This is a genomic window from Pseudomonas sp. ML96, assembly GCF_000761545.1.
In the GTDB taxonomy this organism is placed as follows: Bacteria; Pseudomonadota; Gammaproteobacteria; order Pseudomonadales; family Pseudomonadaceae; genus Aquipseudomonas.
The window spans coordinates 99,210-115,391 of the sequence record NZ_JPMY01000003.1; the positions used below are offsets into that span (position 1 = coordinate 99,210).

2 protein-coding genes are annotated in these 16,182 nt (G+C 66.9%); both read right to left on the minus strand.

Annotated elements, in window-relative coordinates:
• Nucleotides 1-10: 10 nt before the first annotated feature.
• The gene (locus IP89_RS02240; protein WP_043307332.1) at nt 11-5,395 is read right to left on the minus strand and encodes an amino acid adenylation domain-containing protein; all 5,385 of its coding nucleotides are present in this window, start codon (nt 5,393-5,395) and stop codon (nt 11-13) included.
• The gene (locus IP89_RS02245) at nt 5,392-16,179 is read right to left on the minus strand and encodes a non-ribosomal peptide synthetase (protein ID WP_043307333.1); all 10,788 of its coding nucleotides are present in this window, start codon (nt 16,177-16,179) and stop codon (nt 5,392-5,394) included. Before IP89_RS02245 ends, IP89_RS02240 begins: the two co-directional genes overlap by 4 nt.
• Nucleotides 16,180-16,182 lie beyond the last annotated feature (3 nt).

Sequence of the window (16,182 nt, forward strand, 5' to 3'; positions counted from 1 at the left end):
TCGATCGTCCTCAGCGCGCCAGCAAGCCGGCCAGGTCTGCGAGTACCTGCGGGTGGCGCACGATGCCCTGATGGTCGGTATCCACCAGGCGATGAGCCGCCGTCCTGCCCTGCACCTGTTCCAGGCCGGACTCCAGCAAGGCAGCGCGCCCGCCCGGTTGCGCCGCCCACCAGCAATGTGGACGCACCTTGACCCTGGGCAGCGCATAGCCGGCGCATAGGCGGCGCATGTGCTGCTCCAGTGCCCAGGCGAACAGCAGTTCCTCCAGGCTCTGGCGGGTCATGCCGTCCAGCGGCTGGCCAGCGAACCAGCTGCCGCAGGCCTGCGGCCAGTCCAGCGGTTCGAGCTGCAGCAGCTGCTCGAACAGGCCGTCCCAGGCCCTGGCTGGCAGCCCCGGGGCCAGCAACTGCAGATGCTCGACCAGCTTGGCCCGCGCCTGCGGATGGCGGGCGTCATCGCCTGCAATCTCGATGCCCGGTACGTAGCAGTCGAGCAGACCGAGGAAGGCCACCTCTTCGCCGCGGGCCTCCAGACGAGCCGCCAGTTCCAGCGCCAGGCTACCGCCCAGCGACCAACCGACCAGCCGATACGGCCCCTGCGGCTGTTGCTTGAGCAGTGCGGCCAGGTAGGCATCGGCCATATCGCCCAGTGAGGCATCGCGCCAGCTCGGATCAAGGAAGCTGCGGCACTGCAGGCCGAAGACTTCGCGCACGCCGTCCAGGCGCGCCGCCAGCGGCTGGTAGCCGGTGACCCGGCCGGTCACCGGGTGCGGACAGAACACAGGCGCTGCCGGCGCATCCTGGCGAGTCAGACGCAGCAGCGGCGACGGCCCCTGCACGGCCTGGCCGCGGGCCAGCTCCAGCAGGCCGAGGAGCTCCCGACGATAGTCCGCAGCCAGGGCCTCGACGGTCTCGGGGCGATACTGGTTGGCTGCGTACTCCCAGGACAGCTGCAGCTGGCCATCGAACACCTGGCCGTTGACCGCCAGGCGCGCGGCCAGCGGGTTGCTCGCCGCTACCGCCGCGCCACCGCCGGCGGCCGGGCGGAACCAGTCCGTCGCGGCACCGGCCTGGTACTGGCCGAGGTAGTTGAAGATCACTTCGGCATCCGGCACCGCGCGCAGCGCCGCCTGTGCCGCGGCCGAGCCCAGCCAGCGCAGCACGCCGTAACCCTGACCGCCATGTTCGACCTGCTGCAGACGTTGCTGAACCTGTTGCAGCTGCTCGGCTGCCGCGTCGAGCTGCGGCAGCTGCAACGGATACAGGCTGGTGAACCAGCCAACCGTACGCGACAGATCCAGCTCGCCGGTCAGCGCCTCGCGGCCATGGCCTTCGAGGTTGACCCGCAGGCCCGGCTGGCCGCTCCAGCGACACAGGGCGCGGGTCAGCGCGGTAAGCAGCAAGGCGTCGATACGTACGCCCAGCTGCGCCGGCGCTTGCAACAGGCGCTTGGTCTCGCTGCTATCCAGGGCCAGGCTCACTTCGCGCTTGTCGCCATGAGCAGCGGTGGCGCCATCCAGTTCACGTGGCAAGACCAGCGCCGGGCCGCTCAGGCAGCTGCACCAAGCGTCCAGCTCGATCTGCGCCGCTTCGCTGTCTGCCCAGCTCTGCAAGGCCTCGCTCCAGCCTTTGTAGGACTGGCTCTTGCCCGGCAGGCGCACGGCCTGGCCGGCCTCCAGCTGGCGATAAGCAGCGAGAATGTCTTCCAGCAGAATGCGCCAGGACACGCCGTCCACCACCAAGTGGTGTACCGCCAGCAGCAGTCGCTCGGGTTGACCAGCCTGCTTGAGGTAGAGCGCGCGCAGCAGTGGGCCGTTGGCTAGGTCGAGACTCTGCTGGGCCTGCTGGTAAAGCTGATCAGCCTCGGCATCACTGCCGGCCTCGCGCAGCCACAGCAGCGGCTGCTCGGCATCCACATCGGCATAGCGCTGGTGCCAAGCGCCCTGCTCTTGGCTGAAACGAAGGCGCAGGCCGTCGTGATGGGTGACCAGGGCCTGCAGGGCCTGCTCCAGCAATTGAGGATCGAGCGAGCGCAGCAGCTCCAGGTTCAGCGCCTGGTTCCAGTGCGCCGGGTTGGTCTGGCCCATGGCGAAGAAATGCGCCTGGATCGGCGTCAGCGGCAACTCGCCGGCTACAGGCTCTTGCACTTCCTCCGCTCCGGCCAGCCGCGCAACCTTGGCTAGTTCGGCCAGGCGCGGGAACTGGAACAGCTCGCGCGGCGCCAGTTGCAACCCTTGCTGACGGATGCGGCTGACCACCTGCAGCGCGACGATGGAGTCGCCGCCCAGTTCGAAGAAATGATCCTGGCGCCCTACCCGCACAACGCCCAGCACTTCGGCCCAGATGGTGGCGAGGATGCGCTCGTTGTCGGTTTGCGGTGCCTCGTAGTCCTGGCTCTGCCAGGTCGGCTCCGGTAGCGCGGTACGATCCAGCTTGCCGGCCGGGGTCAGCGGTAGTTTTTCCAGGGCGATGATCTGCGCCGGAACCATATAGTCCGGTAGCACCTTGGCCAGATCTGCGCGCAGGGGATTGGCGTCGGTGCTGTCTTTGGCCACAACGTAGCCGACCAACTGCTTGCCGGTCGGCGTCTCGCGGGCAATCACCGCCGCTTCCTGCACTCCGTTGAGGGCCAGCAACTGGCTCTCTATCTCGCCCAGTTCGATACGGAAACCGCGGATCTTCACCTGATGGTCGACACGACCGAGATAATCCAGGGTGCCGTCTTCGCGCCAGCGCACCAGGTCGCCAGTGCGGTACATGCGCTCCCCTGCAGTACCGAATGGGTCGGGCAGGAAGCGTTCGGCAGTCAGTTCCGGGCGTTGGAAGTAGCCACGGGCCAGGCCGACTTCGCCGCCGATATACAGCTCGCCAGCCACACCGATGGGCAGCAGGTTCAGTTCTGCATCGAGGACATAGAGGCTGCGCGGTCCGACCGGGTTACCGATCGGCGCATAGGCCGCTTCGAAGCTGTCACCGGGGAAGGCTTCCCAGATCAGCGGCGTCACCACCGTCTCGGTCGGGCCATAGCCATTGATGATGCGCTGGGGCTCCAGCACCTTTTGCAGGCGCTCGTAGGTTTCGCGGGTAAAGGCTTCGCCACCCAGCGTCCAGGAACGGACCGGCAGTTTCAGATTCTGCGACTCGACCCAGTCCAGCAATTGCTGGGCATAGCTGGGTGGCAAGCAGGAAATGGTCACGCCTTCGTCAGCGATCACCTGGCAGGTTTTCTCGGCGCTCCACAGCTCCTGATCGCGGATGACCAGGCGGCTGCCGAAGGCCAGCGGCACTGTCCAGCGTTCCAGGGCACCGTCGAAACTGATCGAGGCGAAGTGCAGCTCCACATCGCCGGCCGTCATGCCGTAGCGCTGGCCGATGGTCTGCACATGCATGCTCAGGCCGAGATGGTTCACCGCCACGCCTTTCGGCTGGCCGGTGGAGCCCGAGGTGTAGATCAGATAGGCCAGATTGAGCGGATGCAGCTGCACCGCCAGAGCCGAAGTATCGAAGGCGCTCAGATCGAGCTGATCCAGATACAGCGGCTCGACGCCCTCACCCAGCGGCAGACGTTCGGCCAGGTCGGACGAAGTGATCAGCCATTTAAGCCCCGAGTCCTCGACCATGTAGGCCAGGCGCTCGCGCGGGTAATCCGGATCCAGCGGCACAAAGGCACCGCCGGATTTGAGCACCGCCAGCATGGCGATAATCATCCCGTTGCCGCGCTCAAGGGATACACCGACGCGGGCTTCCGGGCGTACGCCGCGGGCCAGCAGCAGATGGGCCAGGCGATTGGCGTGGGCCTCCAGTTCAGAGAACGAAATACGCTCTCCGCCATGCACCAGGGCGATGGCATCCGGACGCTGACGCGCCTGCTCGGCGATCAGCTCGGGCAGCAGGCACGCAGCATCGAAGCCCTGTCGTGGCGTGTTCCACTCAGCCAGGCGTGCCTGGTCGCCGGCATCCAGCAGTTGCAGACGCACCAGAGGCTGATCCGGCATGGCGCTGACCTGCTCCAGCAGGCCCAGCAGATGGGCAGTCATCTGCTGCATCTGCGCATTGTCGAGGCGCTCGCGGGCCCAGGTCAGGGTCAGGCGCAGCTGGCCAGCACTGTCCTCCAGACTGTCCAGAGCCAGGTCGAACAGTGCGTGCGGCACGCCCTGGGCCAGCGGTTCCAGGCGCAGGCCGGGCAGCTGCAGGGCGCCGAGGTCGCGTTTCTGGTGGTTGAACAGCACCTGGAACAGCGGTGTCTGGCCCAGGCTGCGCTCGGGCGCCAGGGCTTCCACCAGCTGGTCGAATGGCAGATCCTGCTGATCCTGGGCATCCAGGGCGTGGCGGCGCACCTCGGCGAGCAGCTGGCGGAAGCTCATACCGGCGTCGAACTCGGCGCGCAGCACCTGGGTGTTGACGAAGAAGCCCACCAGCGGCGCCGTCTCGGCGCGTTGGCGGTTGGCCACCGGCACGCCGACACGGATATCGCGCTGGTTGCTGTAACGGGCCAGCAGCAGCTGGAAGGCTGCCAGCAGCAGCATGAACAGGGTCGCGCCCTCGCCCTGGGCCAGTTGGCGCAGGCGCTCGGCCAGAGCCGGCGGCACTTCGATGGCTTGGCGCTCGGCATGCCGCTGGCCGGTGGCATCCAGCTTGTAGGGCAAGGCCAGCACTGGCTGCTCGCTGCCCAGGCGCTCGCGCCAGTAGCCGAGCTGGCGCTGGCGCTCGCCGGCCTCCAGCCAGGCGCGCTGCCATTGGGCATAGTCGGCGTACTGGATCGGCAGCTCGGCCAGCTGCGGCGCCTGCCCCAGGCGCAGCGCGGCATAGGCACGGCCCAGTTCCTCGGCAAACACACCAATCGACCAGCCGTCGGAGACGATATGGTGGCAGACGACCTGCAGGCGCCAGCGCTGCTCGTCCAGGCGCAGCAGCTGCACGCGCAGCAGCGGCCCCAAGGCGAGGTCGAAGGCGCGCGCCGCATGGGTATCGGCCAGAACCTGTACCTGCTCCGGCTCGCCGCGCAGATCACGCTCCTCCAAGGCCAGCGGGCCCGGCGGATCGATGCGCTGGCATAGCTGGCCAGCATGTTCGTAGAAACGCGTGCGCAGCGCCTCGTGGCGCTCGACTATCAGCTCCAGGGCGGCCAGCAGCGCGCCGCGATCCAGCTCACCCTCCAGGGCGAAGGCGCCGACCATATGGTAGGCGCTGCTGTCCGGCTCCATCTGCGCCACCAGCCACAGGCGCTGCTGGGCATGCGAGGCGCTCAGGTGCTCGCCGCGCGGCGCCGGTACCAGCGGCAGGCGGTCGAAGCGGATGCCCTTGCCGGCCAGCAGTTCGAGAAAACGCTTTTGCTCGGGGGCGCCGAGGGCGAGGAAACGGCGCGCCAGGGCGGCCTTGTCGATGGGCGCGGTCACAGGGCCTCCAGTTCGTCGAGCAGCGCGGCCATGTCGCGCAGGTCTTGGTCTTCTTCCTCGGCGGCGGCCGGGGCCTGGCCGTCGAGGGTGGCGGCCAGGGCCGCCAGGTTTTCCGCTTCGAAGAAGGCGCGCAGCGGCAACTCCAGGCCCAGGCGCTGGCGCAACAACGCCACGGCCTGGGTAGCCAGCAGCGAGTGGCCGCCGAGCTCGAAGAAGTTGTCGTCGAGGCCGACCTGCTGCACTTCCAGCACTTCCTGCCAGATGCTCGCCAGGGCGATCTCCCGCTCACCTTGCGGCGCGCGGTAGCTGCGGGCCTGCCACACCGGCTCAGGCAGCGCGCGACGCTCCAGCTTGCCGTTGGGCGACAGTGGCATGCGATCGAGGCGCATCAGAATCGACGGCACCATATGCTCGGGCAGCTCGACCTTCAGCGCGGCCTTGATCCCGGCTAGCCAGGAGGCTTCGTCGGCCGGTAGCGGCTCGGCCACCACATAGCCGACCAGCTGTTTGCCGATCTGGCTGTCGCGGGCCACCACCACGGCCTCGGCGACGCCCGGCTGGGCACCGAGCTGGGCCTCGATCTCGCCCAGTTCGACGCGGAAGCCGCGGATCTTCACCTGATGGTCGATGCGCCCCAGGTAGTCGATGGCGCCGTCGGCACGCCAGCGCACCAGGTCGCCGGTGCGGTACATGCGTCCGCCCTCGGTGCTGAACGGATCGGGCAGGAAGCGCTCGGCGGTCAGCTCGGGGCGGCGATGGTAGCCGCGCGCCAGGCCGATGCCGGCGATATACAGCTCGCCAGGCACGCCTTGCGGTACCGGGTTGAGCTGGGCATCGAGGATATGCAGGCGCAGGTTGGCGATCGGTCGGCCGATCGGCACGGCATGGCGGCCCTCCTCCAGGCACGTCCAGTGGCTGACGTCGATGGCCGCCTCGGTCGGGCCGTACAGGTTGTACAGGCCGGCACCCGGCAGGCGCTGGAAAGTACGCACCTGCAGCTCGGCCGGCAGCGCTTCACCACTGCAGATAACGCGGGTCAGGCTTTGGCACTGCTCCACATCCGGATGCAGCAGGAAGGCCTGCAGCATGGACGGCACGAAGTGCAGCGTGCTGACCTTGTGGCGCTGAATCAGCTCCACCAGTTTCTGCGGATCGCGGTGATCGCCGGGAGCAGCCACGGCCAGGCAGGCGCCGGTAATCAGCGGCCAGAAGAACTCCCATACCGAGACGTCGAAGCTGAACGGGGTCTTCTGCAGCACCACGTCGCCGGCACCCAGCTGGTAGGCCTCCTGCATCCACAGGATGCGATTGGCCAGGGCCTCGTGGCTGTTGCCAGCGCCCTTGGGTTTGCCGGTGGAGCCGGAGGTGTAGATCAGGTAGGCCAGGTCGTTGCCCTGCAGGGTAACGACCGGCGGTGTGGTGCTCTCGGCGGAACAGTCCTCGCGATCCAGGCTCAGCGCCTGCAGCCCGGCTGGCAACGGCAGGCGCTCCAGCAGCGCGCTGTGCGACAGCAGCAGGTCGACGCCGGAATCCTCCAGCAGGTAGGCCAGGCGCTCCAGCGGGTATTCCGGATCGAGCGGCACATAGGCACCGCCGGCGCGGACGATGGCGTGCAGGCCGATCACCAGTTCCAGCGAGCGCTCCAGGCTGATGCCGACCAGGCTGCCACGGTTCACCCCGAGGCCGCGCAGGCGGTTGGCCAGTTGGTTGATGCGCTGCTCCAGTTCGGCGTAGTTCAGCGTCTGCTCGCCAAATGCCAGGGCTGGCGCCTGCGGCGCGCGCGCCGCCTGCTGACTGATGCACTCGCTGAGGTTGACCAGCGGGCCGTAGTCCTTGGCTGTGGCGTTCCAGCCGGCGAGCTGGGCCTGCTCGTCTTCTTCCAGCAATGGCAGCAGGCCGATGGGCTGCGTGGGATCGGCGCAGATGCCATCCAGCAGACGCACGAAGTGCCGCGCCAGGCGGGCGATGGTGCGCGCCTCGAACAGCTCGGCGGCGTAGCTGACGAAACCGCTGAGGCTACCGTCGGCGGCTTCTTCGGTATCCAGCGCCAGGTCGAACTGGGCGCCGGCGGCGCCCGGGTCGTGCGGTTGTACGCGCAGGCCCGGCAGGCTGCCGAGGGCGCTGAAATCCACCTGCTGGTGGTTGAACGCCACCTGGAACAGCGGGTGATGACTCAGGCTGCGGCTCGGCTGCAGCGCTTCCACCAGTTGGTCGAACGGCAGCTCTTGATTAGCCAGAGCATCGCGGCTGGCTGCAGCCAGTTCGCCGAGCAGCTGGCGGAACGGTTTGAGCCCGCTCGGCTCGCCGCGCAGCACCAGGGTGTTGATAAAGCAGCCGAGCACACCATCCATTTCCGCCAGGCTACGACCGGCTACCGGTACGCCGACGCGGATATCCTCCTGGCCACTGTAGCGGTGCAGCAGGCTCTGCCAGGCGCTCAGCAGCAGGCTGAACAGCGTGCTGCCTTCACGTTGGGCCAGGGCGCGCAGTTGCGCGGTGAGAGCGTCGCTCAGCTCGAAACGCCAGCGCATGCCCTGGCGTGCACCATGGGCCGGGCGCGGATGGTCGGTGGGCAGCTCCAGCAGCGGCTGGTGTTCGCCCAGGCGCGCCTTCCAGTAATCCAGCTGGCGCGTGGCTTCGCTGGACTTCAGCCAGTCGCACTGCCACTGGGCGTAGTCGGCGTATTGCAGCGGCAAGGCGGTGAACTGCGCCGTATGGCCCTCGGCGAAGGCTGCATAGGCGGCGGAGAACTCGCCGATAAAGCGCTGCATCGACCAGCCATCGGAGACGATGTGGTGCTGGATCAGCAGCAGGCGATATTCCTGGTCGCCCAAACGCAGCACGGCAATCCGTAACAACGGTTCGCTAGCCAGGTTGAACGGCCGCTTGAGCAGCTTCTGTGCGTAATCGCGGGCCTCGGCTTCACGTTCGTTGGCAGCCAGCTCACGCAGGTCGAGCCAGTCGATACGCTGACCCTGGGCCGGCAGGATGCGCTGGCGTGCTTCGCCGTTGACCTCGACAAAACGGGTACGCAGCGCCTCGTGGCGTGCTTCCAACTGGTCGAAGGCGGCCTGCAACGCCTGGCGATCCAAACGGCCCTGCAGGTCGAGGCCAGCCGGCATATGGTAGGAGCCGTTGCTCGGATCCAGGCGATTGAGGAACCACAGGCGCTGCTGGGCATGCGACAGCGGCAGGTCGACACCTCGCGGCAAGGCACGCAGCACCGGCGCATCGGCTGCTTTGCGCTGCAGGGCGACGGCGCAATCGGCCAGGCGGCTCTGCTCGAACAGCGCCTTGAGCGGCAGCTGCAGGCCCTGCTGGCGGATGCGGCTGACCACCTTGAGTGCGACGATGGAGTCGCCGCCCAGTTCGAAGAAATGATCCTGGCGCCCTACCCGCTCGACACCCAGTACCTCGGCCCAGATCGCGGCGAGGATGCGTTCGTTATCAGTCTGTGGCGCCTCGTAGGACTGGCTCTGCCAGATCGGTTCCGGCAGCGCGGCGCGATCCAGTTTGCCGGCCGGGGTCAGTGGCAGTTTTTCCAGAGCGATGATCTGCGCGGGGACCATATAGTCCGGCAGCACCTTGGCCAGCTCGATGCGCAGGGTATTGGCATCGATGTTGTCACACGCGACCACATAGCCCACCAGCTGCTTGCCGCTCGGCGTCTCGCGGGCGATCACCGACGCTTCCTGCACGCCATCTAGGGCCAGCAACTGGCTTTCAATCTCGCCCAGTTCGATACGGAAACCGCGGATCTTCACCTGATGGTCGACGCGACCGAGGTAATCCAGGGTGCCGTCTTCGCGCCAGCGCACCAGGTCGCCGGTGCGGTACATGCGCTCGCCGGCAGCACCGAACGGATCGGGCAGGAAGCGCTCAGCCGTCAGTTCCGGGCGCTGGAAGTAACCGCGGGCCAGACCGACTTCACCGCCGATATACAGCTCGCCAGCCACGCCGATGGGCAGCAGGTTGAGTTCGGCATCCAGCACATACAGGCTGCGCGGGCCGACCGGGTTACCGATCGGCGCGTATGCGGCTTCGAAGCTATCGCCGGGGAAGGCTTCCCAAATCAGCGGCGTCACCACCGTCTCGGTCGGACCGTAGCCGTTGATGATGCGCTGGGGCTGCAGCACCTTCTGCAGTCGCTCATAGGTCTCGCGGGTAAAGGCTTCGCCACCCAGAGTCCAGGAACGCACCGGCAGTTTCAGGTTCTGTGATTCGACCCAATCCAGCAGCTGCTGGGCATAGCTGGGCGGCAAGCAGGAAATGGTCACGCCTTCGTCGGCGATTACCTGGCAGGTCTTCTCCGCGCTCCACAGTTCCTGGTCGCGAATCACCAGGCGGCTGCCGAAGGCCAGCGGCACGGTCCAGCGCTCCAGGGCGCCATCGAAGCTGATCGATGCGAAATGCAGCTCTACATCGTCCGGAGTCATGCCGTAGCGCTGGCCGATGGTTTGCACATGCATGCTCAGGCCGAGGTGATTCACCGCCACGCCCTTGGGCTGGCCGGTAGAACCGGAGGTGTAGATCAGGTAGGCCAGATTGAGCGGATGCAGCTGTACCGCAGGCACTGACGAATCAAAGGCGGACAGATCGAGCTGATCCAGATACAGCGGCTCGACGCCCTCGCCCAGCGGCAGGCGCTCGGCCAGATTGGAGCTGGTCAGCAGCCACTGCAGGCCCGAGTCCTCGATCATGTAGGACAGGCGCTCACGCGGGTAATCCGGGTCGAGTGGGACAAAGGCACCGCCGGATTTGAGCACCGCCAGCATGGCGATAATCATCCCGTTGCCGCGCTCCAGCGAGACGCCGACACGGGACTCCGGGCGCACACCCTGGGCGACCAGCAGCTGGGCCAGGCGATTGGCGCGGACCTCCAGCTCGGCGAAGGCTATCCGTTCAGCACCATGCACCAGGGCGATGGCCTCGGGGCGCAGACGCGCCTGCTCGGCGATCAGCCCGGGCAGCAGGCGTGCAACATCGAAAGCCTGGCGTGGCTTGTTCCATTCGCTCAGCAGGAACTGCTCGGTTCTGCTGACCAGCTCCAGGCTGCCCAGCGGCTGGGCCGGGTCGCTGCATACCAGCTGCAGGGCCTGGCGCAGCAGCGCCTCGACCTGGGCGATGCCATCGGCGTCGAAGTGCGCGCGGTCGTAGGCCAGCAGCAGCTCCAGGCGGCTGCCCGGCAGCACGGCCAGGGTCATCGGGTAGTGAGTGAACTCGTGGCTCTGCGGCAGGCCCAGGCTCAGCTCGCCGCGCTCGGCCTGCTTGAGGGCATCGCCCAGCGGGTAATTCTCGAATACCAGCAGGCTGTCGAACAGCGCCTCGCCGGCACTGCCGACCCAGCGCTGGATATCGTGCAGCGGGCTGTGCTCATGCTCGCGCAGCTGCAGGTTCTGCACCTGCAGCTCGGCCAGCCAGTCGCCCAATGGCTGCTCGGCCGGCAGCTGGATCGCCACCGGCAAGCTGTTGATAAACAGGCCGAGCATCTGCTCGCTGCCGGCCAGTTCGGTCGGGCGACCGGCCACGGTGGCGCCGAAGCACAGGCTGCGCTTGCAGGTCAGACGCGCCAGCAGCAAGCCCCAGGCGGCTTGCACCAGGGTGTTGAGGGTCAGGCCGTGACGCTGGGCGAAGCCGCGAATCTGTTGTTCGGTAGTAGCGTCCAGCGGCAGCGGATGACGGGCATGGCCCTGCTCCGGTGCGCGGCATGGCAGGCAGCCGGCGATGCGGGTGACGCCATCCAGCGGGGCCAGCTGTTCGCGCCAGAAGGCCTGTTCGGCCTCGGCATCCTGGCCGTCGAGCCAGCTGATGTAATCACGGAACTGGCTGCTCGGCGCCGGCAGGCGGTCACCGTGGTACAGGGCGAGCACTTCGGCGAACAGCAGGCCGTTGCTCCAGCCGTCCAGCAGTAGGTGGTGCAGGGTCCAGGCAAGCACGAAGTCGCCGGTGCCGCGCTGGATCAGCGCCAGGCGCAGCAGCGGTGCCTGGTCGAGGGCAAAGCCACGTTCGCGCTCGGCGCTGCAGAAGGCTTGCAGCTGCGCATCGAAATCAGCGACACCGCGCCAGTCGAGATCCTGCCAGTCCAGTTCAACCTCGGCCTGCACCAGTTGCAGCGGGCGTTCGCCAAGCAGGAAGCGGCTACGCAGCACACCATGACGCGCCAGCACCTGGCGCCAGGCGTTCTGCAGGCGAGCCGGATCGAGACCGGTGAACGGCAGCAGCAGTTGGCTGACATAGCTGCCGGCGCCTTCCAGCTGGCTGTGGAAGAGCAGGCCCTGCTGCAGTGGCGACAGCGGGTGGATATCTTCCACGCCGGGCAGCGCATCCAGCTCGGCCTGGCTCAGGCCGGCCAGCGGCACGTCGCTGGGGGTCAGGCTGGCTGGGGTTTTCTGGCAGTGCTGGGCGATGGCGCGCAGCTCGTCCTGCAGGCGGGTGAGTAGGCCTTCCAGGGGCGGTCGCGCCAGTTGCTGCGGGTTGAAGTCCAAGTGCAGATGCAGGGCGCCACCACGTTGCTCGGCGTTGATCACCAGCGGTGCGTCCAGCGGCGCATTGGCTTCGCGCCACAGGCCTCCTTCGCGCAGGCGCAGGCCATTGCCACCCTCGTCGAACTGGCCGAGGTAATTGAACAGCAGTTGCGGGGCTCGCTCGTTCAGTTGCTCGCGCTGGCGCAGCAGGCCATAGCCGAGGCCCAGATCGGGCACGGCGCGCAGTTGCTCCTTGATCGCCTTGAGGCTGGCGGCCAGCTCGGCTTCGGGTTGCAGGCGCACGGGGTAGAGACTGGTGAACCAGCCGACGCTGCGCGACAGGTCGATATCGTCGAACAGCGGCGCGCGGCCATGGCTTTCCAGGTGCACGGTCAGCGTTGGTTGCTCGCTCCAGCTGCACAGCACGCGGCTCAAGGCGGTCAGCAGCAGCTCATCGGCACGTAGGCGATAGGCCTGCTGGCCGGCTTGCAGCAGATCGCGAGTGAAACCGGCGTCCAGGCTCAGCTCCAGGCGCTGGCGAGTGCCTTCGCTACCGAAATCGCTGCTCAGCAGCGGCAGTTCGCCACCGGCGGCCTGCTGGGCCCGCCAGTACGGCAGTTGTGCGTTGACGTCCCAGCCGGCCAGGCGTTCGCCCCAGGTCTTGAAGGCGCTGGTCTTGGCCGGCAGTTGTACCGCCAGGCCGCTGGCCAGTTGCAGGCAGGCGCGCTGCAGGTCTTCCAGCAACACGCGCCAGGACACGCCATCGACCACCAGGTGGTGGATCGACAGCAGCAAGCGATCGGCCTGGCCCGGCTGGGTGAGGTAGAGACCGCGCAGGTGCGCGGCGCTGGCCGGGTCGATGCTGCGCTGGATGGCGTCATAGTGCGGCTGCGGGTCTTCACCGGCGGTCAGCTCGACCCGGTGCAGCAGAGGACTGCCTGCTTCGGCAGCATGTACTTGCCGCCACTGGCCATCGTGCTGCTCGAAGCGCAGGCGCAGGGCGTCGTGGTGCTGAACCAGCGCTTGCAGGGCCTGCTCCAGCTGGGTGGCTGGCAACGGCTCGGCCAGTTCGAGCAGCAGGTACTGGTTGCACGGCGCCAGGCCCTCGCGCTGCAGCAAACGCGCCTGGATCGGCAGCAGCGGCGCTGCGCCAGTTACCGGGCCTTGGTCGGCCAATGGTGCGGCGACGCTGCGGGCAACGCCGGCCAGCTGCATAAGGGTCTGTTGCTGGAACAGGTCCTTGGGCGTCAGGCCCAAGCCTTGCTGGCGAGCACGGCTGACCACCTGCAGCGCAACGATGGAGTCGCCACCCAGCTCGAAGAAGTGATCCTGGCGCCCTACCCGCCCCACACCCAGCACCTCGGCCCAGATGGCAGCGAGGATGCGTTCGTTGTCGGTCTGTGGTGCCTCGTAGCTCTGGCTCTGCCAGGCCGGCTCCGGCAGCGCGGCACGATCCAGCTTGCCGGCCGGGGTCAGCGGCAGCTTGGCCAGGGCGATGATCTGTGCCGGCACCATATAGTCCGGCAGCACCTTGGCCAGCTCGGCTTTGAGCTGCGCCGTATCGGTGCCCTCTTTGGCCACCACATAACCCACCAGTTGCTTGCCGCTTGGCGTTTCGCGGGCAATCACCGCCGCTTCCTGTACCCCTTCCAGGGTCAGCGACTGGCTCTCGATCTCACCCAGCTCGATACGGAAGCCGCGGATCTTCACCTGATGGTCGACGCGACCCAGGTAATCCAGGGTGCCGTCCTCGCGCCAGCGCACCAGGTCGCCAGTGCGGTACATACGCTCGCCGGTCGCACCAAACGGATCAGGCAGGAAGCGTTCGGCAGTCAACTCGGGGCGCTGGAAGTAGCCGCGGGCCAGGCCGACTTCGCCGCCAATATACAGCTCGCCGGCGACGCCAATGGGCAGTAGGTTCAGCTCGGCATCCAGCACATACAGGCTGCGTGGGCCGACCGGGTTGCCGATGGGCGCATAGGCCGCTTCAAACGAGTCACCCGGATAAGCTTCCCAGATCAGCGGGGTGACCACCGTCTCGGTCGGGCCATAGCCGTTGATGATGCGTTGAGGCTGCAGGACTTTCTGCAAGCGCTCGTAGGTCTCGCGGGTAAAGGCTTCGCCACCCAGGGTCCACGATCTGACAGGTAGCTTTAGGTTCTGCGACTCGACCCAATCCAGCAGCTGCTGGGCGTAGCTCGGCGGCAGGCAGGAGATGGTCACGCCTTCATCGGCGATCACCTGGCAGGTCTTCTCGGCGCTCCACAGTTCCTGATCGCGGATTACCAGACGGCTGCCGAAGGCCAGCGGCACAGTCCAGCGTTCCAGTGCACCGTCGAAACTGATCGAAGCGAAGTGAAGCTCCACATCGTTCGGCGTCATACCGTAGCGCTGGCCAATGGTCTGCACATGCATGCTCAGGCCAAGGTGGTTCACCGCCACGCCTTTGGGCTGGCCGGTGGAGCCCGAGGTGTAGATCAGGTAGGCCAGGTTCAGCGGATGCAGCTGCACGGCAGGCACCGAGACCTCGAAAGCGGAAAGATCCAGCTGATCCAGATACAGCGGCTCGACGCCCTCGCCCAGCGGCAAACGCTCGGCCAGATCGGACGAAGTAATCAGCCACTGCAGCCCCGAGTATTCAACCATGTAGCTGAGGCGCTCGCGCGGGTAGTCCGGGTCGAGTGGGACAAAGGCACCGCCGGATTTCAGCACCGCCAGCATGGCGACGATCATGGCGTTGCCGCGCTCAAGGGATACGCCGACACGGGCTTCCGGGCATACGCCGCGGGCTACCAGCAGATGGGCCAGGCGATTGGCGCGCGCCTCCAGCTCGGCGAAGGCAATCCGCTCGCTGCCATGTACCAAGGCGATGGCATCCGGACGCAGGCGTGCCTGCTCGGCGATCAGCTGCGGCAACAGGCGTGCAGCATCGAAGTCCTGCCTCGGCGTATTCCACTCGCGCAACTGTGCCAGTTCAGGTGCAGTCACCAGCGCCACTTCGCCCAGGGCCGCCTGCGGTGCGCTGGCGAAACCATCGAGCACTTCGAGGAAGCCGGCGATCAGACGTTCGATGCTGTTCTCGGCGAACAGGTCGGCTGCGTAGGCGAAGTTGATCAGCAGCTCGTCGCCCTTGTCGCGCACAGCATCCAAGGCCAGGTCGAAGGGAATCTGGCTGGATGGCAATTCAGCGAGGCTGGTTTCGATACCCGGCAGCCAGTTGGCTGCCAGCGGGTGCTGGCGGCGGTAGTTGAAAGCCACCTGGAACAGAGGCTGCTGGCCCAGACTGCGGCTCGGCGCCAGCTCTTCCACCAGGCGCTCGAAGGGCATTTCCTGGTTGGACTGGGCCTGTTTCAGGCCGACACGGGCTTGGCTCAGCCAGTCCGCTACCGACTGTTCAGGACGCGGTTCAGCCTTGAGCACCACGGTATTGACGAAGAAACCGACCAGGCGCTCGAAACCCTTGGCACGGCCGGCTACCGGCACGCCGATACGCACTTCGCGCTGGCCAGACAGGCGCGCCAGCTGCAGCTGCAGGGCCGCCAGTAGCACGGTGAATAGGGTTGCGCCATTGGCCTTGGCCAGGTCGCTAAGGCGCGCCACCAAGGTCGGTTCCACCTGTAGCGTGCGATAAGCGGCGCGGCGCGCGGCCTGGGCATTGTGCGGGTAGTCCGGAGTCAGGCTCAGCGGTGGTTGCTCGCCACCCAGGCGTTCACGCCAGAACGCCATCTGCTGGATGCCCGCCTCGCTGTCCAGCCACTCGCGTTGGCCGACGGCATATTCGCTGTACTGCACCGGCTGTGGGGTCATGAACGGCTGACGGTTGTGCAGGCGGGCTCGATAGAACTCGGCCATCTCCTCCACCATCACCCGTACCGACCAGGCGTCGGAGATGATGTGGTGCATACCCACGGCCAAGGCGTGGCTGTTCCCGCCCAGGCGATACAGGGCGCAGCGCACCAGTGGGCCACGGGTAAGGTCGTAGTCGGCTTCGATGAAGTCGCGGGCCTGGGATTCGACCTGCTCGGCGCGACCTTCGAGATCGATGATCTCCAGCGGCATCGAGCCCGTCGGCAGCACGGCTTGCTGGGCCAGACCATCATGCTCACGAAACACGGTACGCAGCGCGGCGTGGCGGGAGTACACCTGATCCAGGCCGTGGCGCAGGCTGTCCATGTCCAGTTGCCCTTCGAAACGCAACACGCCGCCGATGTTGTAGGCGGTGCTGCCGCTTTCCAGGCGACTGAAGAACCACAGCCGTTGCTGGGCAAAGGACAGCGGCGCCCATTCCAGGGCAAGGTTCGACGGGACTTGCGCGTTCATCAC

Excerpts from the sequence above, each read along its gene's own strand:
- IP89_RS02245 (WP_043307333.1), bottom strand. The coding sequence starts at position 16,179 with ATGAACGCGCAAGTCCCGTCGAACCTTGCCCTGGAATGGGCGCCGCTG.